We start from the raw sequence: 25,973 nt of genomic DNA, 5'->3' as shown, positions 1-25,973 counted from the left end.
CACCATATGCACAAGAATTCCACCCTGGTCCGAGCCCGCATCGAACGGTTCATCGACGAGCGCGTGCGCCCGGCCCTCTACCGCGACTCGGTCGGGCTGGACCTTCGGGCGTGGGAGGTTCCCGACGAGCCGGTTCCGTTCGCGGATGCCATCGAGAACGATTTCGAACCGTTCGAGACAGGGCGGACCTGGGGCAAGCCGTGGGGAACGACGTGGTTCCACGTCACCGGCACCGTCCCGGCCGGCTGGGCGGAGATCATGACCGACGGCTTCGACGGCAGGGTGGAACTCGTCATCGACCTCGGCTTCCTCTCCGGCCAGGCCGGATTCCAGGCCGAGGGACTGGTCTTCAGCCCCGACGGTCACATCCTGAAGGCGATCGAACCGTTCAACAACTACGTGCCGCTCACCGTCGGGCCGGGCGAGAAGATCGACATCTACATCGAGGCGGCATCCAACCCGGATGTCGGCAGCGACTGGAGCTTCAGGCCCACGGCGGTCGGGGATAAGGCGACGGCGGGGACCGACCCGATCTACCGGCTCCGCCGTGTGGATGTCGCCCTCCTGGACACGGCGGTCTGGGAACTGGACAGGGATCTCTGGACCCTGACAGGACTCGTCGACGAGCTCAGCGCCGATCTGCCTCGGCACGCCGAGATCCTGCGCGCGCTGGAGAACGTCGTCGACGGGATGGACCCGGACGACATCAGCGGGACGGCGCTTGAGGGCAGGGCCATCCTCGCTCCCGTCCTCTCCCAGCCCGCATACGCGAGCGCCCACCGGGTCATCGCTGTCGGCCACGCCCACATCGATTCCGCCTGGTTGTGGCCTCTGCGCGAGACGATCCGCAAGTGTGCGCGCACGTTCTCGAATGTGCTCGACCTGATGGACCAGGACCCGGACTTCGTATTCGCCTGCTCGTCCGCCCAGCAGTACTCGTGGATGAAGCAGCACTACCCCGACCTGTTCGAACGGATCCGGGTTCGGGCGGTCGAGGGCCGGTTCGTCCCTGTCGGCGGCATGTGGGTCGAATCGGACACGAACATGCCGGGAGGTGAAGCGCTGGCCAGGCAGCTCCTCGCAGGCAAGTCGTTCTTCATGCGGGAGTTCGGCGTCGAACCTCTCGAGGTGTGGCTGCCGGACTCGTTCGGCTACACCGGCGCGCTTCCGCAGATCGTGGCGGCCGCCGGGTCCAGGTACTTCCTCACCCAGAAGACCAGCTGGAACGAGACGAACCTCATGCCGCACCACACCTTCTCGTGGGAGGGCATCGACGGTTCACGGGTGTTCACCCACTTCCCGCCCGTCGACACCTACAACTCCATTCTGTCCGGGCAGGAACTGGCCAAGGCCGAGCGCCAGTACTCGGAGAAGGGCGCGTCGAACGTGTCCCTCGTCCCGTTCGGGTACGGCAACGGAGGGGGCGGCCCGACCCGGGAGATGCTCGCCGCTGCCAGCAGGCTCGGCTCCCTCGAGGGGTCGCCGACCGTCGAACTGGCGACACCGCTCGCCTTCTTCGAAGAGGCCGAACGTGATTATCCGAACCCGCCGGTGTGGTCTGGTGAGCTCTACCTCGAGTTCCACCGCGGCACGTACACCTCCCAGGCGAAGACCAAGCAGGGCAATCGGAGAAGCGAGCACCTCCTTCGGGAAGCGGAACTCTGGGCTGCGACAGCCGCCGTGCGCACCGGCGCCGAGTACCCGTACGAGAAACTCGCCGATGCGTGGCACGCCGTGCTGCTCCTGCAGTTCCACGACATCCTCCCCGGCAGTTCGATCGCGTGGGTGCACCAGCAGGCGGAGTCCAGCTACGCGGCAGTGGCGGAACAGCTCGAGGCGATCATCGCCGATGCCATCGCGGCACTCGGCGGACGCGGGCCGGCCACCGGGGCGGATGCCGTCGGCTACAACGCCTCCCCGTTCGCCGTGTCAGGCGTGCCAGCGCTGTCTGCCGGGCCGATCGTGAACAGCGGAACCGTCACAGCGGAGGAGCGCGACGGCGGATTCGTCCTCGCCAACGGCGTGGTCACCGTCACCATCGACCGCGATGGTCTCCTCACCTCACTCCTGCACGAGGGAACCGGCCGGAACGCCATCCCCGACGGGCAGTCAGGAAACCTCCTGCAGCTGTTCAGGGACACCCCGACCCAATGGGATGCCTGGGACCTCGACGACCACTACCAGCGGTCGGGCACCGACCTGCGCGCGGCCGAGTCCGTCGAGCTGAGCCACATCGATGACGCGCGCGCCGTCGTCCGTGTCGTGCGCCGGTTCGGGGGGTCGACGGTCGAGCAGCTGCTGTCGCTCGACGGCGACTCCTCTGCGGTCGACATCGTCACGACGGTCGACTGGCACGAACGGCAGAAGCTCCTCAAGCTGGCTTTCCCGCTCGACGTGCACGCCGACCGGGCCGCGTCCGAGATCCAGTACGGCCACATCTACCGCCCCACCCACATGAACACGTCGTGGGATGCCGCCAGGTTCGAGACCTGCGCGCACCGCTGGGTGCACGTCGGCGAGCCCGGGTTCGGTGTGACGGTGGCCAACGACTCGACCTACGGTCACGACATCACCCGGAAAGCGAGCCAGGGAGGCGGCACGTTCACCCTGGTGCGGCAGTCCCTGCTGCGGGCGCCGGTGTTCCCCGACCCGACCGCCGACCAGGGCAGGCATGTGCTCCGCACCTCGCTGAAGATCGGCGAGGACATCCTCGACGCGGCAGACGAAGGGTACCGGCTGAACCTCCCGCTGCGCATCGTCGAGGGGTCGGCATCATCGCCCCTCGTCGTGAGCGGCTCCCCGGCGATCGTGGTCGAGTCCGTGAAGCTCGCCGAGGACCGCTCAGGCGACCTCATCGTGCGGGTCTACGAGGCGAGGGGCGCGAGGGGCTCAGGAGCAATCACCGTCGACGGGTCGGTCGGCAGGATCGTCGAGACGGACCTGCTGGAGCGCGAGATCGCCGAACCGACAGCACTCGCCGGGGTCGACGGCGCTACCGCGACCCTGCGGGTGCGTCCGTTCCAGATCGTCACTCTCCGGGTGTCGCTCGACTAGTGGCGCGGGTGAATCGGCTTCGCGCGGGTGTTTATTCACCCGCGCGGGGCCGAAAGACCCGCGCGAGGCGCCCATCGCTCAGGCCGGGCGCAGAAAAACGGATGCCGTCCAGCAATCACCTCGCTGGACAGCATCCGTTTTCGGTTCGACGACCTAGCGGTTGATGTCGATGTCCTTCGTTTCCTTGCTGATGATCAGCGCGGTGAGCGTGATGAGGCCCATCACAGCGAGGTAGACGCCGACGAGGACGGGGCTGCCGTCAGCGACGGCCCACAGCCACACGGCGATGAACGGCGCAACCGCGGCACCGAGGATCGACGACACGTTGTACGAGATTCCCGAGCCGGTGTAACGGACGTTCGTCGGGAACAGTTCGGGCAGCAGTGCACCCATCGGTCCGAAGGTCATGCCCATCAGGCTGAAGCCGATGATGAGCCACGCCATCACACCGATGAAGCCGGCACCGAGCAGCGGCACCCAGAGCAGACCGAACACGATGATGCCGGAGGTGACGATGATGAGCGTCTTGCGACGGCCGAACTTGTCAGCCCACGGACCGGACAGGAGCGTGAAGATTCCGAAGAACACGACACCGGCGATCAGCATGAGCACGAAGGTGTTGTAGCCGTAGCCGAGGCCGGGCTGCTGGCCCTCTGCCGGCTCGATGGGCGCACGGCCGTAGCTCAGCGAGAACGTGGTCATCAGGTAGAAAAGCACGTACGTGGCGAGCATGAAGAAGGTGCCGAGGATGAGCTCGCGCCAGTTGCTCTTGAAGACGAGCTTCAGGGGAAGCTTGACGACCTTGCCTGCCTTCACCGTGTTGGTGAATGCGTCGCTCTCGACGAGCCTGAGGCGAACCCACAGGCCGACGATGACCATGACGGCCGAGAACAGGAACGGGATGCGCCAGCCCCAGTCGAGGAACTCGTCTGACGGACGCGACGGGTCGTCTGAGGGCAGGGCGAACGCGATGATCAGGAACAGGCCGTTGGCGATGATGAAACCGATCGGGGCGCCGAGCTGGGGGAAGGTGCCGTACCAGGCACGCTTGCCGGCAGGGGCGTTCTCCGTGGCCACCAGGGCCGCACCACTCCACTCGCCGCCGAGCGCGAAGCCCTGGGCGAGACGGAGGATCACGAGCAGCAGCGGGGCGAACCAGCCGATGACGAGGTACGTGGGGAGCAGACCGATGAGGAAGGTCGCGATCCCCATCGTGAGCAACGCGGCGACAAGGGTGGTCTTGCGCCCGACCTTGTCGCCGAGGTGCCCGAAGAACACAGCGCCGAGGGGGCGTGCGACCATCGCGGCGCCGAAGATGGCGAACGACGACAGCAATGCCGTCGTCTCGTTCCCCGGCGGGAAGAAGAGGTGAGGGAAGACGAGCACTGCGGCAGTGGCGTAGACGTAGAAGTCATAGAACTCGATGGTCGTCCCGATGAGGGACGCGAGGATGACCCGTGACTTCGGGTTGGCCGGGGCCGTTGGGGGTGTTGTGGCAGTGAGTGACATGGCGCTTTCTGAAACGGACAAACAGGAAGCCCTCGGATGCCGGCTGGCCGGTCACGTCTGCCACCCCGAAGACAGGAAAAATCGTGCGTGTCCGCTTGTGGCAGACCAACACACCTTACGCCGGGTTCACCCGGCGGCAAAAAAAGGATCAGGTCAGACGCGCAGTTCCCGCAGGAGGACCGCCGTGGCGACGGCGGCCTCAGCGGCTTCGCGTCCCTTGTCCTCTTTCGAGCCGGGGAGCCCGGCACGGTCGAGCCCCTGCTGCTCATCATCGAGGGTGAGTACGCCGAAACCGACGGGCTTGCCGGTCTGGATGGTGACCTGCGTGAGGCCGCTCGTCGCGGCATCCGACACGTACTCGAAGTGCGGTGTGCCACCGCGGATGATGACGCCGAGAGCGACGACGGCGTCCGCGCCAGCATCGAGTGCGGCCTTCGCAGCGACCGGCAGCTCGAAACTGCCCGGCACGCGTACCAGCCGGTGGGATGCCCCTGAATCGTTGAGCGCGGCGGTCGCCCCGGCGATCAGGCCGTTGCTGATCTCCTCGTGCCACGTTCCCGCGATGACGACGATGTCGAGACCCGTTCCGTCGACGTGGAGTTCGGGTGATCCCTGACCGCTCATGATGTTGTCCTGCTTTCCTGGCCTGCGGCCGTAATCGCCGTCGGGGTGAATTCGTGCCCCATCCGGTCGCGTTTTGTTTCGAGGTACGACTCGTTGAAGGCGCCGACGCCGACGACGAGCGGAACACGTTCGCTGACGCGCACCCCGTACTCCTCGAGCTGGCGGACCTTCTCCGGGTTGTTGGTGAGCAGCCGGATCTCTTCGAGACCGAGGTCCTGGAGGATGGCCGTCGCTGCGAGGTAGTTCCTGGCGTCTGCGGGGAGCCCGAGAGCCAGGTTGGCGTCGAGGGTGTCGAGCCCGTCCTCCTGCAGCCGGTACGCCCTGAGCTTGTTGATCAGGCCGATGCCGCGCCCTTCGTGCCCTCGGAGGTAGATGACCACACCTCCGTGTCGCTGCACGGCGTCGAGCGCCGTGTCGAGCTGCGGACCGCACTCGCACTTGAGTGAGCCGAACGCCTCACCGGTCAGGCACTCCGAGTGCACGCGGACGACGGCGCCCGGGCCGTGGATGTCCCCGGCGATGATCGCGACGTGGTCCGCCCCGGTGTTCCTGTCGCGGTAGGCCCGGACCGTGAACGTACCGTGCGTGGTGGGAACCTTGGTCTCCACTTCGAACAGCACGGGGGAGGACTGGGCGATGTCGTCGATGCTCTTCCGCTTGCCCGAGCAGGTGTCAGACGCTTCAGGGTGGGTGTTGATGTACTCGATGAGCGCGGCGATGGTGATCACCGGCAGGCCGTCGCGCTCGCCGAGGGCGATGAGCCCAGGCAGGCGCATCATGTCGCCGTTGTCGTCGATGACCTCGCAGATGGCGCCGACAGGGGTCAGTCCGGCGAGCTTCATCAGGTCGACGGCCGCTTCGGTGTGACCTGGGCGCTGCCGGACGCCGCCGTCGACGGCCCGGAGCGGGACGATGTGGCCAGGGCGGATGAGCTGTGAGGGGACTGCCTGCGGGTTGCCGAGGGCACGCAGGGTGTGCGCGCGGTCGGCGGCGCTGATTCCCGTCGTGATCCGGTCGGCGGCGTCGACGGTGATCGTGTACGCCGTGTGACGCAGGTCCTGGCTGTCGCTGACCATGATCGGCAGTTCCAGCCGGTCGGCGATCTCGTTCGTCATCGGGGCGCAGATGTATCCGCTCGTGTTCCTCACCGTCCAGGCGACCCAGTCGCGGGTGGCCAGTTCGGCGGAGAGGATGACGTCACCCTCGTTCTCGCGGCCTTCATCGTCGGCGACGAGCACCGGTTTGCCCTGACGGAGCGCCTCGAGCGCCTCGGGGATCGTTGCGATGCTCATGCGTCGCTCCTTCCGCCGGCGGACTGTTCCGCCGGAATCCATTTCTGCGCCGCCTGCATCGCGAGCATACGCTCGACGTGCCTGGCCAGGATGTCCGTTTCGATGTTGACCCGGTCGCCGACGCTCCGCTGCCCCAGCGTCGTCGCGACAAGGGTCTCGGGAATGAGGGAGACCTCGAACCACTGCTCGGGCGCGGTCGCAGGCGAGACGGCACTCACCGTGAGGGAGATGCCGTCGACGGCGATCGATCCCTTGTCGGTGACGAGCCTGGCAAGGTCGTCGGCGATGCTGAACCGCACGACGCGCCACGCGCTCCCCTCGGTGATGGCGAGGATCGTCGCCGTTCCGTCGATGTGCCCCTGGACGATATGGCCACCGAGCCGGTCACCGACTTCGGCGGCCCGCTCCAGGTTGACCCGTCGTCCTGGCGCGACGCCGTCGAGTGTCGACATGTCGAGGGTCTGGGCCATCACGTCTACGGTGAACGAGTCCGGCGTCTGGTCGACGACGGTGAGGCAGACGCCCGAGACGGAGATCGAGTCTCCGTGCCTGGCCCCCGTCACGGCCAGCGGACCGCGAACGGTGATGCGTGCGGCGTCCGCGGTGCGGTCGACCTGGGTGACCTCGCCGATCTCCTCGATGATTCCGGTGAACATGATCAGTGGTGTCCTTTCGGCCTGGCGACGATGAGCATGTCGTCGCCGAGAGTGTGCACGCCGTCGACGGCGAGCCGCCTGGCGTCGGCGATGGAGCCGACGCCGATGTCGGTGAGTGCGGTGCGCGGGCCGCCGAGCAGGGCGGGCGCGAGGTAGATGAGGTATTCGTCGACGAGGCCGGCGGCGATGAAGGAGCTGATCAGCGTCGGGCCACCCTCGAGGAACAGCGAACGGATGCCGCGGGCGTGCAGGTCGGCGAGGTCGGCAGCGAGGTCGTCACCGGTGAATCGGAGCACCGGGCGCGGGTGCCCGTGCAGCGTCGCGGTGTCGGGCAGCTCGCGGTGACCGAACACGACGGGGGCGGGCTGGGCCGGGTAGAGCGAGCCCGTCGCGGTTCTGGCCGTCAGGGAGGGGTCGTCGCTGTAGACAGTTCCTGTGCCCACTCCGATGGCGTCCGCGGCGGCGCGGCGCGAGTGCACGTCTGCGCGGGCGTCCGGCCCGGTGACCCACTGGCTGCTGCCGTCGGCCGCGGCGGCGCGGCCGTCGAGGCTCTGGGCCCACTTGGCGGTGACGAGCGGTCGCCCGAGTCTGGCCGTGACGAGCCAGTCGCCGAGCAACGCTTCGCCGGCAGCGCGCAGGACACCGGGGAGGACCTGGACGCCAGCCGCACGGAGGCGATCCGCCCCTCCCCGCGATCGCTCGCCAGGGTCGTCGACCGCGTAGACGACGCGCGCGACACCTGCGTCGATGAGGGCCTGGGCGCATGGCCCCGTCCTGCCGGTGTGGTTGCAGGGTTCGAGCGTGACGACCGCTGTCGCCCCAGCCGCCTGGCCGGGGGAGAGGGAGGTCAGGGCGTCGACCTCGGCGTGCGGTGTCCCTGCCCCGCGGTGCCAGCCTTCGGCGAGCACCGTGCCGACGCTGTCGAGGATCACACAGCCGACCTGCGGGTTCACGCCCCTGGCCGGTCCGTTGTGGGCGAGCTGGAAAGCGCGACGCATGGCGTCACTGAGCACGTCGGCGTCAGGCGCGCCTGTCTGTGCCTCGCTCGTGTCGCTCACACCCATTGGATCTCTTCTCGTCGGGGAACGAGCTCCGGGGTGTCGCGATCGGCGCGAGCGCCGTCGACGATCGCGCTGCAGGCATCCGAAGATTCTGCGACGCGCGTGCTGCCTCCCATCCGGACTCGGGCCGCACAGCTTTCGCCACACAACCCATAACCGTCGGTACCGGAATTCCACCGGTTCAATCGCGTGCATTGCTGCGTGCGACTCGCGGACTATCACCGCCGGTTCGGACTCTCACCGACCCCGGAGCACGTTTCGTTGTTCTATCGTATGGCCAACGCGTCAGGGCGCGCAGTATTCCTGCGTATTGTGACAGGCGTCAGGATCAGGCCGCGAGGATCTTTCGCGCGGTGCCGGAATCGACGATCAGGTCGGTGACCAGGCCGGCGGCCAGCGCCCCCCTGAGGCTCTGCAGTTTGCTCTCGCCCGACACGACGCACACCCGGCGGGCGATGCCGCGCAGCACGTCGAGGCTCGGCCCGCTCGAGCGTTCGTTCAGGGGGATGCCGTCCGTCGAGCCGTCCTCCCGGTAGAACACCGTCGCGATGTCGCCGACGGCGCCGGTCGAGCGCAGTTGGGCGAAGTCGTCGTCGTCGAGGTAGCCGCCGATGTAGACGTGGCTGGGGACGCCTGCGAACGGCGACCCGAGACCGAAGACGATCACGTCGAGCGTCTTCTGCATCTCGACGACCCGGCTGATGCTGCGCTCACGCCAGAGCGCTGCCTTCGTGTCGGGGTCGTCGAACACGGCGGGCACCGGGAATTGCTGGACGGTCGCGCCGTATGCCGAGCCGAATCGCTGCAGGATCTCGCTGGCGTAGAGGATGCCAGTCGTGCGGGGGTTCGCGGCCCCGTTGAGCTGGACGATCGTGGAGTTGTGCGTCGCCTTCGCCAGCAGGTGGCGTGAGAGGGCGCTCATCGTCGAGCCCCATGCGACGCCCATCGACATGTTCGAGTCGAAGAAGCCGCCGAGAATCCGTGCAGCCGAGAGCGCGACGCGGTCGAGCCGGTCGACGTCGCTCGTCAGGTCGGGGACCGGGACGACATGGGCGGTGACGCCGAACCGTGTCCGCAGGTCACCCTCGAGCTGCCGGGGCATGTCGAGGGGTGAGCGCACCTGGATCTCGACGAGCCCGGTCTCCCTGGCATGGCCGAGCAGGCGGGAGACCGACGACCGGGAGGTGTGGAGCTCGTGCGCGATGGCATCCATCGTCAGGTCCTGCAGGTAGTACAACTGGGCGGCGGTGAGGGCGTCCCTGGTCTTGGGATTGAGGTGAGCGGCGGCTGTGGGATTCATGTGACTCCTTGCACGTTTGTGCAGTGGGTTTGCACGTTGGTGAATATACCCCAAGAATCGCAGAACACGAGAAAGTACGCGATCCGGATGCCGGTGGCCCAGCCACGACACCGGTCAGCAGACAGGAGCATCAGGGCAATGAAGCAGCCAGCACAGCAGCCGGGAAACCGCCGCGCATCCGTCGAGTCCCTCACCAGCCGCCCCGGCGCCAGCGTTCTCGTCATCGGCGGAGGCATCAACGGCCTCGCCGCCTTCCGCGACCTCGCGCTCCAGGGCGTCGATGTCGCCCTCGTCGAGCGCGGTGACTACTGTTCAGGAGCTTCGGCCGCATCGAGCCACATGATCCACGGAGGCATCCGTTACCTCGAAAACGGCGAGTTCCGGCTCGTCAAGGAATCGGTGACCGAACGCAACGGCCTGCTGAAGATCGCACCGCACTACGTGAAGCCGCTACAGACGACGGTGCCGATCTTCTCCACGTTCTCCGGCATCATCTCTGCTCCGCTCCGGTTCCTCACCCACAAGCAGGGCAAGCCGCAGGAGCGCGGCGCCCTGCTCATCAAGGCGGGGCTCGTGCTGTACGACTCCTTCTCGCGTGACGGCGGCTCGGTTCCGCGTCACCGCTTCGTGGGGAAGAAGAAAGCGCTGACGGCACTGCCTCAGCTGAACAGCGACCTCAAGTACACCGCCACATACTTCGACGCCTCCGTGCACGACCCCGAGCGCCTCGCTCTCGACGTGCTCCGAGACGGGCTCGACGCCGGTCCGCACGCTCGAGCGGCGAACTACGTCGAAGCCGTCGATTTCGACGGCGGTGCCGTCCGGCTGCGCGATGGCGTGACCGGAGACGAGTTCTCCTTCACCGCAGACGTCGTCATCAACGCGTCAGGGCCGTGGACGGACCTCACGAACGACGCACTGGGCCAGTCGAGTGCGCTCATGGGCGGTACGAAGGGCTCGCACATCGTGCTCGACAACGCCGAGCTGCTCGCTGCGACCGGCGGCCGCGAGATCTTCTTCGAGCACGAGGACGGCCGCATCGTGCTGATCTACCCGCTCAAGGGCAAGGTCATGGTCGGCACGACGGACATCGACGCCGATCCGAGAGAGCCGGCCATCTGCACCGAAGAGGAAGTGGACTACTTCTTCGACCTCGTGAAGCACGTCTTCCCCGCGATCTCGGTCGACCGCGGCGACATCGTCTACCGGTTCAGCGGCATCCGCCCGCTGCCGGGCCACGGTGACCTCGAACCCGGCTTCGTCTCCCGTGACTACCGGATCGTGCCCACCCCGCTCGGTGACGGGACGATGCTCAGCCTCGTCGGCGGCAAGTGGACGACGTTCAGGGCGCTCGCCGAACACCTCTCCACCGAGACCCTCGACCTGCTCGGCCGCAAGAGGACGGTCTCCACCGTCGGGATGCCGATCGGTGGAGGAGCAGGCTACCCGTCATCTGACGCCGCACTCCAGGTCTGGCTCGCCGACAACTCCCGTGAGGTGGGCAGCGCTCGCGCGCTGCAGCTGCTCGAGCGGTACGGCACGCGCGCCACCGGCCTCATCGAGGAGCTCACCGAGGCGGGGGACACCCGGCTGGACGCCGCGCCCGACTACAGCAGGCAGGAGATCGCCAGGCTCATCAGGACCGAGCACGTCGTGCACCTGCTCGACCTGCTCCAGCGCCGGACGAGCATCGCGTTCACCGGGGGAGCATCGACGGCGGTGCTCGAGGAGCTCGCCGGGATCCTCGCCGACGCCCTCGGCTGGGCGGAAGAGGAGACGCTTGCAGAAGTCGATGCGGCGGCGACGATTCTCCGAACTGTGCACGGCGTGCAGCTCGAACCGCGCTCAGTGGGTGTCGCGGCGCAAAACGGCCAGTGAACAGGGCAATACCTGCACGCATTCTCACCTGACCCTCTTGTTTCGCTGTGAGAAAGCTCGATACGTTTCACAGGGGATTGAAAATCCATCACCGGCCGGGGCGTCAGAACCCGGGCCTGCACACCAAGGAAGGTCAACGTGGACGTAACTTTAGGCTCTATCTTTCTCTCGGAGGTCGTCGGAACGGCTCTCCTCATCCTGCTCGGTGGTGGCGTCGTCGCCAACGTCGTGCTGGCGAAATCGAAAGGCTTCAACGGCGGCTGGCTCCTGATCACCTTCGGGTGGGGTCTTGCTGTCTACGTCGGTGTGATCGCCGCGTACGTGTCGGGGGCGCACCTGAACCCGGCCGTCACTCTCGGGCTGGTCACAGCGGGGACCGAGGAGTTCAAGCCGGGCATCCCGGTCGACTTCGCCTCGACGTTCACCTACTTCGGCGGTGAGATGCTGGGTGCCTTCATCGGTGCTGTCCTCGTCTTCCTGACGTACAAGAAGCACTTCGACGAGTCAGAGGATGCCGGTGCGAAGCTCGCCGTGTTCTCCACAGGTCCGGCCATCCGCACATACGGCTGGAACCTTCTGACGGAGTTCGTGGGCACGTTCGTCCTCGTCTTCATCGTCCTGGCCTTCGGACGACAGGGTGACGCAGGCGGTCTCGCTGCCCTCGGCGCACTGCCGGTGGCACTGCTCGTTATCGCGATCGGTATCTCACTCGGTGGGCCGACCGGTTACGCGATCAACCCTGCACGTGACCTCGCCCCCCGTATCGCGCACGCCCTCCTCCCGATCAAGGGCAAGGGAACAAGCGACTGGAGCTACTCCTGGGTCCCGGTCATCGGACCGCTGCTCGGAGGTGCCGTCGCCGGCTGGGCCTCCATCGCCCTTCTTCCCGTCCTCGGCTGACCCATCGATGCCGGCGGCCTCGTGCTGCCGGCACCTCACCTCTGTGAACCACCGCACTGCCAACAAAGGAGTTACTCATGGCGGATTACGTCATCGCAATCGACCAGGGAACGACCAGTTCCCGGGCCATCGTGTTCGACAAGGCCGGATCGATCATCTCGACCGGGCAGCTCGAGCACGAGCAGATCTTCCCGAAGGCCGGCTGGGTCGAGCATGACCCCGCCGAAATCTGGAACAACACCCGTGAGGTCATCGGCCAGGCACTCTCGAAGGCCAGCCTGACCCGGCACGACATCGCTGCCATCGGCATCACCAACCAGCGTGAGACCGCTGTGGTGTGGGACAAGACCACCGGCAAGCCGGTGTACAACGCGATCGTCTGGCAGGACACGCGCACCCAGTCGATCGTCGACCGTCTCGCCGCAGACGGAGGTGTCGAGCGGTTCAAGCCCAAGGTCGGGCTCCCGCTGGCGACCTACTTCTCCGGCACGAAGATCGTCTGGATCCTCGAGAACGTCGACGGCGCCAGGGAGAAGGCCGAAGCCGGCGACCTGCTGTTCGGAACGACGGACAGCTGGGTGCTCTGGAACCTCACCGGCGGCACCGACGGCGGCGTCCACGTCACCGACGTCACCAACGCCAGCCGGACGCTGTTCATGGACCTCGAAACGCTCCAGTGGGACGACGAGATCCTCTCGGTGTTCAACGTGCCGAAGTCGATGCTCCCCGAGATCAAGTCCTCGAGTGAGGTCTACGGCCACGCGCACAGCTCGAGCCTGCTCCGCGAGACGCCGATCGCCGGCATCCTCGGAGACCAGCAGGCCGCGACGTTCGGCCAGGCCGCGTTCGACACCGGTGAGTCGAAGAACACGTACGGCACGGGTAACTTCCTCATCTTCAACACGGGGGAGGAGATCGTCCACTCGAAGAACGGCCTGCTCACGACGCTGGGCTACAAGCTGGGCGACGCGAAGCCGCACTACGCCCTCGAGGGCTCGATCGCCGTGACCGGTTCGCTCATCCAGTGGCTGCGTGACAATCTCGGCATCATCAATTCGGCTCCAGAGGTCGAGACGCTCGCCACGACCGTGGACGACAACGGCGGGGTTTACATCGTCCCGGCGTTCTCCGGATTGTTTGCTCCGTACTGGCGCCCCGAGGCCCGCGGCGTCATCGTGGGTCTGACCCGGTTCGTCAACAAGGGACACATCGCCAGGGCCGCACTGGAAGCCACGGCGTTCCAGACCCGCGAGGTGCTCGACGCCGTCAACGCCGACTCCGGTGTCGACCTGACCGAGCTCAAGGTCGACGGCGGCATGGTCGCGAACGACGCCCTCATGCAGTTCCAGGCCGACATCCTCAACGTCCCGGTCGTCCGACCGGTCGTCGCGGAGACCACGGCACTCGGAGCGGCATACGCGGCAGGCCTCGCGGTCGGCTTCTGGGCCAACCTCGACGACCTGCGCGGCAACTGGCAGGAAGACAAGCGCTGGACGCCGTCCATGTCAGACGAAGATCGCGACCGCCAGATGCGGCTGTGGAAGAAGGCCGTGTCGAAGTCGTTCGACTGGGTCGACGAGGACGTTTCGTAACACACAGGCAGTGCACTGACGGGTCCGTCCTCTTCCGAGGGCGGGCCCGTCGGCGTGTGCGGCGCGGCCGGGCGTCGATCGGTCCGGAAGGGCCGTCCACACCGGTGCGCCGTGACCCTTCAGGACCGACCGATCCATCGGGTGACCCGTCGGGACCGATCGCTAGAGTTCGGCGAGCGTGGCGATGGTCCGCACGCCGGACTCCCCGGCGAGCTCGAGTGGGTCCGTCGTGCTCGCGCCGTGGCCGACAGCACCTGGCACGACCTCGTCGCCGAAACGGTTGAGCCACACACCGGTCAGTCCGGCGGATGCCGCGCCGACGGCATCCGTCAGCAGCCGGTCGCCGACGTACACGGCGTCGATGGGCCCGACCCCGAAGAGCGCGCAGGCGTGTTCGAAGATCCGCGGATCCGGCTTGGCGACGCCGAGCGAACCTGAGGCGACCACGTGCTCGAAACGGTCGGTGAGCCCTGTGCGCTCGAGCTTCACCCGCTGGTAGTCCAGTTCGCCGTTGGTGATCACGCCGAGCCGCCATCCGGCATCCGCCAGCCGATCGAGGCAGGGGAGCGCGTCGTCGAAAAGCTCCCACGCTCCCCGGTAGTTCTCGAAGTAGCTGTCGAACCAGAGGTCGGCTTCGACGTCGGCGAGGGTGACGCCGTGGGCGGCCGCGAAATCGAGTGCCCGTGCGCGCCGCTGACCGGCGAAACTCAGCTCGCCGGCGAGGTAGCGGTGGTAGTGCCGGTCCTCGAGCTCGTGCCACAGCGCAACGGAGCGTTCCTGATCCTCGACGACGAAGTCGTCGAGACCGCCGACGTATTCGACGATGCCGCGCGAGACCGCCCCGCGATGATCGAGCAGCGTGTCGTCGAGGTCGAAGAGGGCGAGCCGCGTCACCGCGCGAGCGCCTCGGGTGGCCAGCCCTGTGCGGGGCCGGGGCGATCGGCCGGTCGGAGTTCGGCGCGGTGGCTCGACGGGAACTGGCCGAAGTGCTCGATTTCGCTGCGTCCGGTCCCGGTGAAGCGGAAGCCGACCCGCTGGGCGACGACCGCTGACCCGACGTTGCCGACCATGGCTTCCCAGAGGATGGTCTTGTTCGGTGCGTGATCGCGGAAGGTCCACTGGTTGGTGAACACCCAGTCGGCGATCGCGCCGACGGCCTCTGGCGTGTAACCCTTGCCACGCCAGGGAGCGCCGAGCCAGTAGCCGACCATCGCCTGGGTGTCGTTCCAGTCACGCATGGCCACGACGCCGAGGATCGTGGGCTCTTCCTTACGGCGGAGCGCCCAGGTGAGTTCGCGGCCGCTCGCCCAGCCGGGCTTGACCAGCTTCGAGATGAACCCTTCGGCATCGGCGAGCGAATACGGCTGCGGCACGGTCGTGAACTGCTGGATCAGCGGGTCCTGGCAGTAGGCGTAGATGTACGGGATGTCCCGTTCGTTCGGCGCGTCGAGAATCAAACGGTCGGTTTCGAGACGCACGACATCCATGCGCTCAGCTTACCGGCGGGCGGGCCTACGGACGGAGCAGGCCGATTCGCTCATACGCGACGGCCAGCGTCTTCTCGGCGACCTCGTTCGCCTTCGCCGCGTTCACGGCGAGAATCCGGTCGAGCTCTGCCGGGTCGTCGAGCAACTCGAGAGTGCGCGCACGAATCGGCTCGAAGACGGCGTTGACGGACTCGACGACGCCCTTCTTCAGGTCGCCGTATCCACGGCCGGCGTACTCGTCCACGATCGCGTCGATGGTCCACCCCGACATGGCCGAGAAGACGGTGAGCAGGTTCGAGACGCCCGGCTTGGTCTCACGGTCGAATCGGATGCTTGCGTCGTCGTCGGTGACCGCCCGCATGATCTTCTTCTGGTTGACCTTCGGGTCGTCGAGGAGCTTGATGAGGCCGGCTTCACTCTCGGCAGACTTCGACATCTTCGCGGTGGGGTGCTGCAGGTCGTAGATCTTCGCCGTCTCCTTGAGGATGACCGGCTCCGGCATGGTGAAGGTCTCCCCGAACCGGCTGTTGAACCGGCCGGTGAGGTCACGGGTCAGCTCGAGGTGCTGGCGCTGGTCTTCCCCGACCGGAACGGCGTTGGTCTGGTACAGCAGGATGTCAGCGGCCATGAGCACGGGGTAGGTGAACAGGCCCACGGTCGTGGAGTCGGCCCCGAATCGCGCCGACTTGTCCTTGAACTGGGTCATCCGGCCGGCCTCGCCGAAGCCGGTGATGTTGTTCAGCACCCAGGACAGCTGGGCGTGAGCCGGAACGTGCGACTGCACGAAGAGCGCACTCTTTGACGGGTCGATGCCTGCGGCGATGTACTGTGCTGCCGTTGACCGCGTCCGCGCACGGAGCTCGTCCGGGTTCGGTGAACTGGTCAGGGCGTGCAGGTCGACGACGCAGTAGTACGCGTCGTACTCCTCCTGCAGGGCGACCCACTGCTGGAGCGCACCGACGAAGTTGCCGAGGTGGAGCGAATCGTTCGAGGGCTGCATTCCCGAGAACAGGACGGGCTTGGTCATGGGGTGATCCTTCTCTCGCAGCGTGACGGCGGCGAAGCGGTGAATTCGAGTGGATGTTTCGGCGAGTGCGGGCGACCGCCTCGTGGCGTCTCAGATCGCGTAGTCGACGACGACGGGGGCGTGGTCCGACCAGCGTTCGTCATGGCTGGCTGCCCGGTCGACACGGTAGTCGACGACGGTGGCGGCCAGGGCTGGTGTGGCGACCTGGTAGTCGAGTCGCCAGCCCGTGTCCGTGTCGAACGCGCGCCCACGCTGCGACCACCAGGTGTACGGCCCGTCGACCTCTCCGGCCCACCTGCGGCCGACGTCGACCCAGCCGAGTCCGGTGCCGACGGAGCCGTCGACGCCCGTGACCGGCTCGCCCTCGGCTCCGAAGAAACGGTCGAAGTACGCGCGTTCCCGGGGGAGGAAGCCGGCGTTCTTGACATTGCCCTTCCAGTTCTTGATATCGAGTTCGCGGTGTCCGACGTTGAGGTCGCCGAGGACGACCGCGTACCCGGAGTGTGCGGCAAGCTCCGGCAGCCGTTCGGTCATGGCGTCGAGGAACTTGTACTTCTCGACCTGCTTGGGGGTGTCGACCGAACCGGAGTGCACGTAGGTCGAGACGACGGTGACGATCGAACCGTTGACCTCATAGTCCGCCTCGAGCCAGCGCCCGGCGCTGTCGAAGTCGACGGGGCCCAGTTCGACCCGGTGGATGGAGGCCTTCGCGCGGCTGAGAATGGCGACGCCCGCCCGGCCCTTCGCCGTTGCGGGGTCGTGCAGGATGTCCCAGTCCGGACCGAACAGCCCCTCGAGGTCGCTCGTGGCTGCACGGACCTCCTGCAGGGCCAGGATGTCGATGTCCGAAGCATCGAGCCAGTCGCCCATGCCCTTCCGGAAGGCCGCGCGAACCCCGTTGGTGTTGACGGAGGCGATTCGGAGAGGTGCGGCAGAAGACATGAATCCAAGCTTAGATCAGGGCACCGACGCCCGTTCGGCGAGCTGGAATCGCAAACGGGTCGCCCAAAACGGGGGCAGAGGGCAGAATAGGACGACAGGCGCGACGCCCCTTCTTCAGGGGAACCCGCCTGCACCGCATTTTCGAGGGGCACCGTGAACACTGCAGAGCGCGACCAGCCGTCCACCTATCGCTACGCGATGACGAATTCAGGCACTCCCTGGATCTACATCGTCAGCCAGAAGTTCCTGATCGCACTGCGGACGCCGTCTGAGCCGGCGATCGTCGAACGGCTCTGGTCGATGGTCCAGTCGGCCCAGACGACGTTCGACGACACGCTGCGTGCCATCCCGAACTCGTCAGGGGGCCAGCCGGCATCCTTCGTCGCCCTCGAGCGCGACGGCGAGAGCCAGGCGACTCTGAAGCTTCTGGTGCACGGGGACGCGGTCGTCGACGCCCACGCTGACGGCGCCTGGACGAGGATCACGAGTGGCGACCAGCCGTGGCGCCGAGACGAACTGAGCGGCGTCGAAGCCGTGGCAGCAGGGGGGCTCACCGGCGAACCCGGTGCCCCGGTCTCCGGTGTCTCGTTCCCGCTCGGGTCGGGGGTGATCGTCGCCAACCGGATCGACTGGGTGGCGGACGCGCAGCAGGTCGCAGCAGCTCCCGTTACGGATGTGGCCACTCCCGTCTCCCCGTTCGCCCCTCCAGCCGCCGCACCTGCCGCTGCGCCGGCGATGACCCACGCCCCTGCAAGCCATTTCCATCCGTCCCCGGCCGAGACCAACACGATCATCAGGCCGCCGGTGCAGCGCGTCCGCCCTGAAGACGACCCGGCCATGCGTCACGACGGCGAGACGGTGCTCCGCAGGGACATCGCGCCACCGATCCAGGACGAGACCGTCCTCAGGGAAGCCCCGCTCGTCGCCAACGACCCGAAGACCCTGCTCTACGGGTTCCGGATCAACGGCGGTCAGGCCTATCCGCTCGACGCCGTCCACTACTTCGGCAGGAACCCGCGGCAGCCGCGCATCCCGTTGCCTGACCCCTCCCGTCTCGTACCCGTGGTCTCCGGGTCGAAGTCTGTCTCCGCCACCCACCTGGAGATCAAGCAGATCGGTGATTCCATCGTCGCCACCGACCTCAAATCCACGAACGGAACCTCGGTGATCCCGCCGCAGGGCCACTGGCGCCGCCTGCGTCAGGGGGAGTCGGTCGTGGTCATCCCCGGCACATTCATCGACATCGGAGACGGTAACGTCATCGAGATTTTGCCCCCCTGGCCGGGGGCATAGCGCCCTCGCGCTTTTGTCTACAATGGGGAAGGTTGGGGGATCGGGCGATTCTCTGCACTCGAAACCTTTCCCTCTCGTCGATCAGTGAAGGGAGAGCCCAGTGACCCGACGTCTGCCATCGCAGCCGCCTCAACTGCCCGGTTTCTCCTTCGTGCGCATCCTCGGCTCAGGGGGCTTCGCCGACGTGTTCCTGTACGAGCAGGACAACCCACGTCGCCAGGTGGCCGTCAAGGTGATGCTGAGCGAATACGTGAACGCGGACGTCAGGCGGATGTTCCAGGCCGAGGCGGACCTGATGGCCCAGCTGAGCGCGCATCCGGCGATCCTCACCGTCTATCAATCGGGTGTTGCGGCAGACGGGCGGCCGTACCTCGTCATGGAGTTGTGTTCGTCGGCGATCGGTCAGCGATACCGTGAAGAACCCCTGTCGGTGTCAGAGGCGCTCCGCATCGGGATCAAGATCGCCAGCGCCACGGAGACCGCGCACCGCGCCGGTGTCCTGCACCGTGATATCAAGCCGTCGAACATCCTCATGACCGCATACGGCAATCCCGTTCTCAGCGACTTCGGCATCGCGGGGACAGTGGGAGAGTCGACGCCAGACGAGACGGTCGGGATGTCGATCCCCTGGTCGGCGCCCGAGGTTCTGCACAGCCAGACGAACGGCACCGTGCCCAGCGAGGTCTGGTCGCTCGGCGCCACGATCTACTCTCTGCTCGCCGGTCGTGCACCGTTCGAGATCCCCTGGCAGAACAACTCGTCCGCAGACCTCATCGCGCGGTCGAGCAAGGGGAAGCCACAGCCGATCGGGAGGGAAGACGTTCCCGAACGACTCGAGAACCTGCTCGCCCGGGCGATGTCCAGGCGACCGGAGGCCAGGCAGCAGTCCGCGATGGAACTCATCCGCGAGCTGCAGTCGGTTGAGGCTGATCTCGGACTGCCGCCGACACAGCCGGACGTCGCCGTCGATGACTGGGCGTTCACGGCCGTGCACGACGCAGGCGACAGGACCAGGGTCAACCCGATCCGCACCGTCGAGCCTGGGCGCAGGCGCAGGAAGACCCCTGACGACGCTGCCAGGCAGCCCGGCGCCACGCGTGTGGCCGTGGCCGAGCAGGCCACGCCGCTCAGTGACCGCAGCGGCGTGAGAAAGGGCCAGCCGCTCGGCCGGCCGTTCGTACTGGCCATCGTCGCCTGTTCGGCGCTCATCGTGCTGCTCGCCGTGACCACCGTCTTCGTCGTCCTGCGGCTGGCTCCGGAGAACAGCATCCCGACCGTCGTCGACATCGCGGCCGAGGTCCAGGACTCGAGCGTGCAGTTCACCTGGGCGGACCCCGGCCTCGAGGAGACGGACTCGTACGAGATCCGTCCGGAGGGCGGGACCACGAGTATCCAGCGTGCCGCTGAGTTCACCGTCGACGGTGAGGCGGGCGAGCAGGTCTGCCTGACCGTCCTGGTGAACCGTGAGGGCAAGCTCGGACCGCCGAGTGCCGAGAAATGCGTCGACATCCCCGAGGGCTCCGGCTGATGTCCTGGTTCCGCTCCCGGCGCCAGCTCCTCGCCACCCTGACGAGCGGCACGGCGATCTGTGCGCTCATCGCCACGGTCGCCGTCGTCTCCACCGGGTACCGGGCCCAGCAACTCGACCTCGGTGACGGCGCCGTGTGGGTGGTGAACGAATCCCGGCAGGCGGTCGGGCGCGCGAACACCCAGGTCTTCGAACTCAACGCGGGCATCACAGCCGATTCCGCGCGGCTGGACATCCTGCAGGAGGGCGAAGCAGTGCTCGTCTTCGACGCGGGGCAGAGCTCGATCGACATCATCGACCCGGCGACGGCAGCCATCGTCGAGAGCGTGCCCCTTCCCCCTGGCACGACCGACGTGAGCCTCGCGGACGGCCGGGTGACGATCGCAGGGGACGGCGATTTCTGGCTGGTGCCCGTCGAAGACCTGGAGACCTTCGACGCGGAATCGGACCCGACGCTGTCACTCGGCTCAGGTGCGATCGGGTCGGTGAACCCGTCAGGAGACCTCTTCGTCTTCTCGCCGGACGAATCAGAGATCTACCGCATCGGAGCGGATGAGGACACCGTCGGCGACACCACACCGGTGGATGTCGGCGAGGATTCGGAGCAGTTCCAGCTCAGCTCGGTCGGCTCGGATCCCGTGGTACTCGACGAATCGGCTGGCCGGGTGATCGTCCGCGGAAAGGCCGTCGACCTCCCTGGTGCCGTCGATCCCGTCCTGCCCCAGCCCTCCGCGGATGGTTCAGCCGTGCTCGTCGGCATCGACGGCGGACTGCTCTCCGTTCCGCTCTCAGGCGGCGAACCGACTGAGACCGTGACCGATGTCTCCGGCCTTCCTTCCCGCCCGGTCACCGTCGCCGACTGCGACTACGCCGCGTGGGAGGACGGCACGGTCTTCGAACGGTGCGAAGGACAGACCAGGCGGTCGACGGTCGACGCCGCGGGCGGCGCCGACCTCGAGTTCCGGAGGAACGGCACCCATCTCCTCCTCAACGACTCCGTCGGAGGAGCCTCCTGGGCGGTCCAGGCCGACAACCAGCTCATCGACAACTGGGATGAACTCCTCGACGTCGAGGAGGACGAGCAGGAGGTCGACGACAATCAGGAGGACACGCCGCCGGAATACGAGCAGACGCAGTTGCCGCCGACGGCCGTCCCCGATGCCTTCGGGGCGCGCCCGGGCAAGACCTCCCCGCTGCCCGTTCTCCTGAATGACATCGATCCCAACGGCGACGTGCTGATGATCAGCAGGTTCACCGAGCTCGAGGAGACCGAGGGGCGGCTCGAGCTCGTCAACAACGCCCAACAGCTTCAGGTCACCCTGACACCGGATGCCGCAGGCGAGCTCACGTTCGATTACACGATCACCGATGGCCGCGGCGGCACATCGACGGCGACAGTGACCCTTGCCGTCAGACAACCAGGGGAGAACGGGCCGCCGGCGCAGATCCGCAAGTCGAAGGCCTCAGTGAACGCCGGAGGCCGCCTCACGGCGCAGACGCTCGGGGACTGGGTCGACCCGGACGGAGACCCGTTCTACCTCACCCGGGCGGGCGTGCCTGCGCCTGACACGGTCCAGTACACGCCGGACGGGACGATCATCTACACCGACGCGGGTCTGGGCGGCACGCTCAAGCAGATCGGGCTGACCGTCTCGGACGGCGTCGCAGAAGGGGCAGGCGGGTTCGCCGTCACGGTGTACCCGACCGGAGAAGTCCCGATCATCGCCGAGCCGTTCCCCGTGCTCGCGTATGCCGGCCAGGAGGTCGTCGTCTCGCCGCTGCCGCACGTGCGCGGCGGATCGGGACCGCTCCGTCTCGCGAACGTCCCGGCCAAGGAAGGCGCGACGATCACCGCGGACTACGACGGCGGCACGTTCCGGTTCGTCAGCACAGAAGTGCGCACGCACTACCTGGAGTACTCGGTCACAGACGGCAACCGCACCCAGACCGGTACGGTCCGGATCGACGTGATCGCGCCGCCTGACGCAGGAGAACCTCCCGTCACCGTGCTGCACACCGTCTACATCCGTGAGCAGAGCACCGAGCGGGTCGACGTGCTCGCCGGCGACTTCGACCCCGCAGGCGGTGTCCTCGTCGTCACCGGTTTCACCAACGTCCCCAGTGACTCCGGCCTGCGGGTCGAGATCCTCGAGCAGCGGATCCTCCGCGTCAGCCTGACCACTCCGCTCGACGTGCCCGTGTCGTTCAACTACAGCGTCTCCAACGGCACGGCCGAATCGCAGGGAACGGTGACGGTGATCGAGATCCCGACGCCGATCGTCCGGCAGCCCCCTGTCGCCTACCCGGACTCCGTGTCCGTGCGGGTCGGCGACGCGATCGACATCCCCGTCCTCGCGAACGACACCCACCCGGACGGCGACACCCTGAGCCTCGACCCGAAGCTCAGCAAGAACCTGCCTGACGACGCGGGGCTGCTCTTCACCTCCGGTCGCGTCCTCCGCTACCTGGCGCCGGAGATGCCGGGCAACTTCACGGCCACCTACCGGACGGTCGCCCCTGACGGCCAGTGGGCGGATGCGCAGGTGACACTGAACGTCCGCGAGGTGGATGCCGCGTCGAACGCCGCCCCCGTGCCGAAGACGGTCACCGCCCGTGTCCTCAGCGGGGAGCGGGTCCGCGTCACCATTCCTCTCTCAGGCATCGACCCTGACGGCGACTCCGTCCAGCTCATCGGACAGGCCTCCAACCCGGACAAGGGTGCGGTCGTCGGCGCAGGCGAGGACTGGTTCGACTACGAGGCCGGTGCATACTCGACGGGCACGGACACCTTCACGTACGCCGTCATCGACGCGCTCGGCAGCCAGGCCGTCGGAACGGTCCGCATCGGCATCAGCGGCAAGCTCGACGGCTCGCGCGTCCCGATCGCCGTCGCCGACGAACTGATCACCAGGCCGGACAGGACAGTCGCGGTGCAGGTGCTGGCCAACGACTCGGACCCCGACGGCGGCCCGCTCACCGTCACATTCGTCGAACCGACCACCGAGGGCGCCACAGCGGTGATCGACGGCGAACTCGTGCGGGTCACCGTGCCGAGCGCCGAGGGCCGGTTCGGGTTCGTCTACGAGATCGAGAACCAGTGGGGAAACACCTCGACCAACTTCATCACGGTCATCACCAGGGACGATGCCCCGCTGGCCCGCCCGGTCGCCGGGGACGTCGTGCTCACGCTCGACGACATCCTCGAGCGGTCGACCATCGACGTCAACGTGCTGTCGCGGGTGTTCTGGGCAGACGGCGACGTGTCGAAGCTGCGCGTCTCGCTGCCGATCTCCGACGGTGACGCCGAGGTCACCTCGAACAAACGGGTCCGGGTGTCCGTGACGAACGATTCGCAGATCGTCCCGTTCCGGGTCACGCGACCGGACGACGACAGCGTGAGCGCCATCGCCTTCATCTGGGTGCCCGGGCTCGACGACGCGCTCCCACAGCTGCGCGCTGGGATCCGACCGATCAGCGTCGTCAGTGGCGAGCCGGTGACGATCGACATCAACGACTACGTGGTGGCGGTCGGGAACAGGGATGTCCGGCTGACGGATGCCGCCAAGGTGCGTGCATCCCACTCCAACGGCAGTGAGCTGGTCAGCGACAGCGACAGCATCGTCTACACGAGTGCCGAACGCTACTTCGGGCCGGCATCCGTCTCATTCGAGGTGACGGACGGCTCGAGCGCCTCAGACCCGAACGGCCGGATCGCGACGATCGTCCTGCCGATCGACGTGACCCCTCGGGACAACCAGCCACCGGTCTTCGCCGGAGGCGTCATCGACTTCGAACCCGGTCAGAACAAGGTCATCGAACTGCCCAGGCTCACGACGTATCCGTACGACGACGACATCGACGAACTGGTCTACACGATCCTCGAGCCGCGCCCCGCCGGATTCAGCGCCAGCATCTCGGGCCAGAAACTGACGCTCACGGCGGACGAGACGGTGCCGATCGGTGCGAAGCCCGGGATCCTCATCGGTGTCCGCGACGCGGTCAATGAGGGTGATGCCGGGCGGATCGTCCTCAACGTCGTGCCGTCGACCCGCCCGCTTGCCGTGCCCGCGACGGACAGCGAGGTGGTTCGCCGGGGTACGACGACGGTGATCGACGTCCTGGCCAACGACCAGGCCACCAACCCGTTCCCGTCGACCCCGCTGCGTGTCGTCTCCGTCAGGGGACTCGGCGGCGCGCTTCCTGCGGGCGTCTCCGTGACGCCGAGCGCTGACAACAGGCGGTTGAGCGTCACGGTGTCCCAGGATGCGGCCGCCGCAGACACGACACTCCAGTACGAGGTGGCGGATGCGACGGAGGATCCGTCGAGGAACGCGTGGGGCACCGTGCAGATCTCGGTCCAGGACCGCCCGGACCCGGTCACGAACGTGAGGGTGACCGGATTCGACAACCGGTCGGTGACGCTCGCGTGGGAGCCTGGGGCCGCGAACAATTCGCCGCTCACCGGCTTCACCGTCGAGATGACCGGAGCGGGCGGCGGGTCTCTCGGCTCGACCGCGTGTTCGACGACGACGTGTGAGATCCGCACACCGGGCAACGGAAGCGACAACGCCGTCCGCCTCCAGGTCACGGCATCCAACGCGATCGGTACGTCAGACGCGCAGCGGCTCCCCGACGCCGTGTGGAGCGACGTCATCCCCCCTGCACCGACCGGGCTGTCCGCCGCACCGCTCGACGGCGGACTGCGGTTGAGCTGGAACGCCGTCTCAGCCGGTGAGGGCAGCTCCGTGAAGCGGTACGCGATCTCCGTCGGCGGTGTGTCCAGGGGCGAGGTCGGCACCAACGTCTGCTCGGCTTCCCGCTGCTCCCTCGACGTCGCCGGGCTGACGAACGGCACGACGGTTCCGTTCTCGATCTCGGCCAGGAACGATGCCTACCCTGCTCTCTCGACCTGGAACTCGGCGTCAGGAGAGGGTGTGCCGTACGGCCCGCCCCGCGCTGGCTCCATCTCGGTGAGCGGGGACTCGGCCAACGGAGCGGTAGCCGTCAGCTGGGGCGCCTTCACGGCCAACGGAGACGCCATCGGCGGCTACTACGTCCAGATGCTCAGTTCGAACACTGCGCCGTCGCCGTGCACGGTGTCGTCTCCGGCGCCAGGGTCGCCGAGCCCGCCTGGCGGTGCCAACGCGCTGGAGACCCGACTCGTCGGGGGCGGAACGACGAGCACGACCTTCACCGGCCTGGACGCCGCGGACACCTCGTACTACTTCATCGTCTGGGGCTACAACCGCGCAGGGTGCGTGGCGACAGAGATCACCGGTGTGACCCTGCGCCCGACCCCCGCGCCGGTGACGGATGTCATCGGGTCGATGGAGAGGATCAACGGAGCGACAGAATACGACTACGTCGTGTCCGGAGTCGCCTCGGGGAGCGCCGACTTCTACCAGATCAGCGTGGCAGGCGCCGGGGCATGGACCACCTTCTCCGGCACAGGGGTACCCCGCTCGATCCTCGGCCTGTCGTTCGGCCAGACGGTGTCGTTCGACGTCCGTGCGTGCAACCAGTGGGGAGGATTCACGCTCTGTGGCGCGTCACATCCGGAAACAGCGGACGGCGTTTCGATCAGCCTCGTGCCGCAGAGTCTGAGCTGGGATGCCGCCACGGCGACCTGGACCTGGACGGCGGATCCGCCCAACGGTGCCGGCTATCCGGCGAGCTTCAGTTGTGCCGCCGTGAACGATCCGACGATCGTCGGCGTCGCCACGCCGAACTCATGCAGTCTCAGCGCAGTTCCCGCTGACGGGCAGGCGTCCATCACCGTCGCCGTCAATGGGCAGTCCCACTCGTATTTCGCGCCATGATGGTCTCACAC

At 67.2% G+C, this 25,973-nt stretch carries 17 protein-coding genes and 1 riboswitch; of the genes, 7 read left to right on the top strand and 10 right to left on the bottom strand.

What is annotated here, in order from left to right; all coding sequences use genetic code 11:
- Positions 1 to 6 precede the first annotated feature (6 nt).
- Positions 7 to 3,054 (top strand): alpha-mannosidase, encoded by a 3,048-nt coding sequence (locus AC1M2K_RS02340; protein ID WP_480239675.1) that lies wholly within the window; start codon positions 7 to 9, stop codon positions 3,052 to 3,054.
- Between the two features lie 153 nt (positions 3,055 to 3,207).
- Here the strand turns inward: AC1M2K_RS02340 and AC1M2K_RS02335 are convergent, their stop codons facing one another.
- The 6 genes from AC1M2K_RS02335 to AC1M2K_RS02310 form a co-directional block, all read right to left on the bottom strand.
- On the bottom strand, positions 3,208 to 4,563 hold the full coding sequence (locus AC1M2K_RS02335) for an MFS transporter (protein ID WP_480239674.1): 1,356 nt from the start codon (positions 4,561 to 4,563) through the stop codon (positions 3,208 to 3,210).
- A gap of 153 nt (positions 4,564 to 4,716) precedes the next feature.
- On the bottom strand, positions 4,717 to 5,187 hold the full coding sequence (gene ribH, locus AC1M2K_RS02330) for a 6,7-dimethyl-8-ribityllumazine synthase (RefSeq protein WP_480237808.1): 471 nt from the start codon (positions 5,185 to 5,187) through the stop codon (positions 4,717 to 4,719).
- A complete protein-coding gene (gene ribA, locus AC1M2K_RS02325) occupies positions 5,184 to 6,479 on the bottom strand; it encodes a GTP cyclohydrolase II (protein ID WP_480239673.1) in 1,296 nt (431 codons plus the stop codon). The genes ribH and ribA overlap by 4 nt, the downstream gene beginning before the upstream one ends.
- A complete protein-coding gene (locus tag AC1M2K_RS02320; RefSeq protein ID WP_480237806.1) occupies positions 6,476 to 7,135 on the bottom strand; it encodes a riboflavin synthase in 660 nt (219 codons plus the stop codon). The genes ribA and AC1M2K_RS02320 overlap by 4 nt, the downstream gene beginning before the upstream one ends.
- A 2-nt stretch (positions 7,136 to 7,137) precedes the next feature.
- Complete coding sequence (gene ribD / locus AC1M2K_RS02315; protein WP_480239672.1) at positions 7,138 to 8,199, bottom strand: bifunctional diaminohydroxyphosphoribosylaminopyrimidine deaminase/5-amino-6-(5-phosphoribosylamino)uracil reductase RibD; 1,062 nt, start codon at positions 8,197 to 8,199, stop codon at positions 7,138 to 7,140.
- Between the two features lie 96 nt (positions 8,200 to 8,295).
- A riboswitch (FMN riboswitch) is annotated at positions 8,296 to 8,454 on the bottom strand.
- Positions 8,455 to 8,524: 70 nt separating this feature from the next.
- Positions 8,525 to 9,496, bottom strand: coding sequence for a sugar-binding transcriptional regulator (locus AC1M2K_RS02310; protein WP_480239671.1), 972 nt, complete (start codon positions 9,494 to 9,496; stop codon positions 8,525 to 8,527).
- A 138-nt stretch (positions 9,497 to 9,634) separates the two neighbouring features.
- Between AC1M2K_RS02310 and AC1M2K_RS02305 the strand changes: the two genes are divergently transcribed.
- The 3 genes from AC1M2K_RS02305 (at position 9,635) to glpK (ending at position 13,866) form a co-directional block, all read left to right on the top strand.
- Positions 9,635 to 11,374, top strand: coding sequence for a glycerol-3-phosphate dehydrogenase/oxidase (locus AC1M2K_RS02305; protein ID WP_480239670.1), 1,740 nt, complete (start codon positions 9,635 to 9,637; stop codon positions 11,372 to 11,374).
- Between the two features lie 138 nt (positions 11,375 to 11,512).
- Positions 11,513 to 12,274 (top strand): MIP/aquaporin family protein, encoded by a 762-nt coding sequence (locus AC1M2K_RS02300; protein ID WP_480237802.1) that lies wholly within the window; start codon positions 11,513 to 11,515, stop codon positions 12,272 to 12,274.
- A 77-nt stretch (positions 12,275 to 12,351) separates the two neighbouring features.
- Positions 12,352 to 13,866, top strand: coding sequence for a glycerol kinase GlpK (glpK, locus tag AC1M2K_RS02295; protein ID WP_480237801.1), 1,515 nt, complete (start codon positions 12,352 to 12,354; stop codon positions 13,864 to 13,866).
- Positions 13,867 to 14,028: 162 nt separating this feature from the next.
- Here the strand turns inward: glpK and AC1M2K_RS02290 are convergent, their stop codons facing one another.
- The 4 genes from AC1M2K_RS02290 to AC1M2K_RS02275 all read right to left on the bottom strand — a co-directional run bounded on the left by AC1M2K_RS02290 (position 14,029) and on the right by AC1M2K_RS02275 (position 17,322).
- Positions 14,029 to 14,760, bottom strand: coding sequence for an HAD family hydrolase (locus AC1M2K_RS02290; RefSeq protein ID WP_480239669.1), 732 nt, complete (start codon positions 14,758 to 14,760; stop codon positions 14,029 to 14,031).
- A complete protein-coding gene (locus tag AC1M2K_RS02285; protein ID WP_480237799.1) occupies positions 14,757 to 15,353 on the bottom strand; it encodes a GNAT family N-acetyltransferase in 597 nt (198 codons plus the stop codon). The genes AC1M2K_RS02290 and AC1M2K_RS02285 overlap by 4 nt, the downstream gene beginning before the upstream one ends.
- A 25-nt stretch (positions 15,354 to 15,378) precedes the next feature.
- Positions 15,379 to 16,380, bottom strand: coding sequence for a tryptophan--tRNA ligase (gene trpS / locus AC1M2K_RS02280; protein WP_480239668.1), 1,002 nt, complete (start codon positions 16,378 to 16,380; stop codon positions 15,379 to 15,381).
- A gap of 90 nt (positions 16,381 to 16,470) precedes the next feature.
- The gene (locus AC1M2K_RS02275; RefSeq protein ID WP_480239667.1) at positions 16,471 to 17,322 is read right to left on the bottom strand and encodes an exodeoxyribonuclease III; all 852 of its coding nucleotides are present in this window, start codon (positions 17,320 to 17,322) and stop codon (positions 16,471 to 16,473) included.
- 153 nt (positions 17,323 to 17,475) lie between these two features.
- Between AC1M2K_RS02275 and AC1M2K_RS02270 the strand changes: the two genes are divergently transcribed.
- The 3 genes from AC1M2K_RS02270 (at position 17,476) to AC1M2K_RS02260 (ending at position 25,962) form a co-directional block, all read left to right on the top strand.
- Positions 17,476 to 18,615: an FHA domain-containing protein gene (locus AC1M2K_RS02270; RefSeq protein WP_480239666.1), complete on the top strand. Its 1,140-nt coding sequence runs from the start codon at positions 17,476 to 17,478 to the stop codon at positions 18,613 to 18,615.
- Positions 18,616 to 18,715: 100 nt separating this feature from the next.
- The gene (locus AC1M2K_RS02265; RefSeq protein WP_480237795.1) at positions 18,716 to 20,143 is read left to right on the top strand and encodes a serine/threonine-protein kinase; all 1,428 of its coding nucleotides are present in this window, start codon (positions 18,716 to 18,718) and stop codon (positions 20,141 to 20,143) included.
- Positions 20,143 to 25,962, top strand: coding sequence for an Ig-like domain-containing protein (locus AC1M2K_RS02260; RefSeq protein WP_480239665.1), 5,820 nt, complete (start codon positions 20,143 to 20,145; stop codon positions 25,960 to 25,962). Before AC1M2K_RS02265 ends, AC1M2K_RS02260 begins: the two co-directional genes overlap by 1 nt.
- Positions 25,963 to 25,973: the final 11 nt, after the last annotated feature.

Source organism: Mycetocola sp. Y171 (assembly GCF_056713165.1).
This window is presented reverse-complemented; position numbering and strand designations above follow the sequence as displayed.

Bases quoted from the DNA above. Each gene is read 5' to 3' on its own strand.
- AC1M2K_RS02335 (WP_480239674.1), bottom strand. From the start codon at position 4,563: ATGTCACTCACTGCCACAACACCCCCAACGGCCCCGGCCAACCCGAAG.
- ribA (WP_480239673.1), bottom strand. From the start codon at position 6,479: ATGAGCATCGCAACGATCCCCGAGGCGCTCGAGGCGCTCCGTCAGGGC.
- AC1M2K_RS02275 (WP_480239667.1), bottom strand. From the start codon at position 17,322: ATGTCTTCTGCCGCACCTCTCCGAATCGCCTCCGTCAACACCAACGGG.
- trpS (WP_480239668.1), bottom strand. From the start codon at position 16,380: ATGACCAAGCCCGTCCTGTTCTCGGGAATGCAGCCCTCGAACGATTCG.
- AC1M2K_RS02320 (WP_480237806.1), bottom strand. From the start codon at position 7,135: ATGTTCACCGGAATCATCGAGGAGATCGGCGAGGTCACCCAGGTCGAC.
- glpK (WP_480237801.1), top strand. From the start codon at position 12,352: ATGGCGGATTACGTCATCGCAATCGACCAGGGAACGACCAGTTCCCGG.
- AC1M2K_RS02260 (WP_480239665.1), top strand. From the start codon at position 20,143: ATGTCCTGGTTCCGCTCCCGGCGCCAGCTCCTCGCCACCCTGACGAGC.
- ribD (WP_480239672.1), bottom strand. From the start codon at position 8,199: ATGGGTGTGAGCGACACGAGCGAGGCACAGACAGGCGCGCCTGACGCC.
- AC1M2K_RS02340 (WP_480239675.1), top strand. From the start codon at position 7: ATGCACAAGAATTCCACCCTGGTCCGAGCCCGCATCGAACGGTTCATC.
- AC1M2K_RS02305 (WP_480239670.1), top strand. From the start codon at position 9,635: ATGAAGCAGCCAGCACAGCAGCCGGGAAACCGCCGCGCATCCGTCGAG.
- AC1M2K_RS02310 (WP_480239671.1), bottom strand. From the start codon at position 9,496: ATGAATCCCACAGCCGCCGCTCACCTCAATCCCAAGACCAGGGACGCC.
- AC1M2K_RS02285 (WP_480237799.1), bottom strand. From the start codon at position 15,353: ATGGATGTCGTGCGTCTCGAAACCGACCGTTTGATTCTCGACGCGCCG.
- ribH (WP_480237808.1), bottom strand. From the start codon at position 5,187: ATGAGCGGTCAGGGATCACCCGAACTCCACGTCGACGGAACGGGTCTC.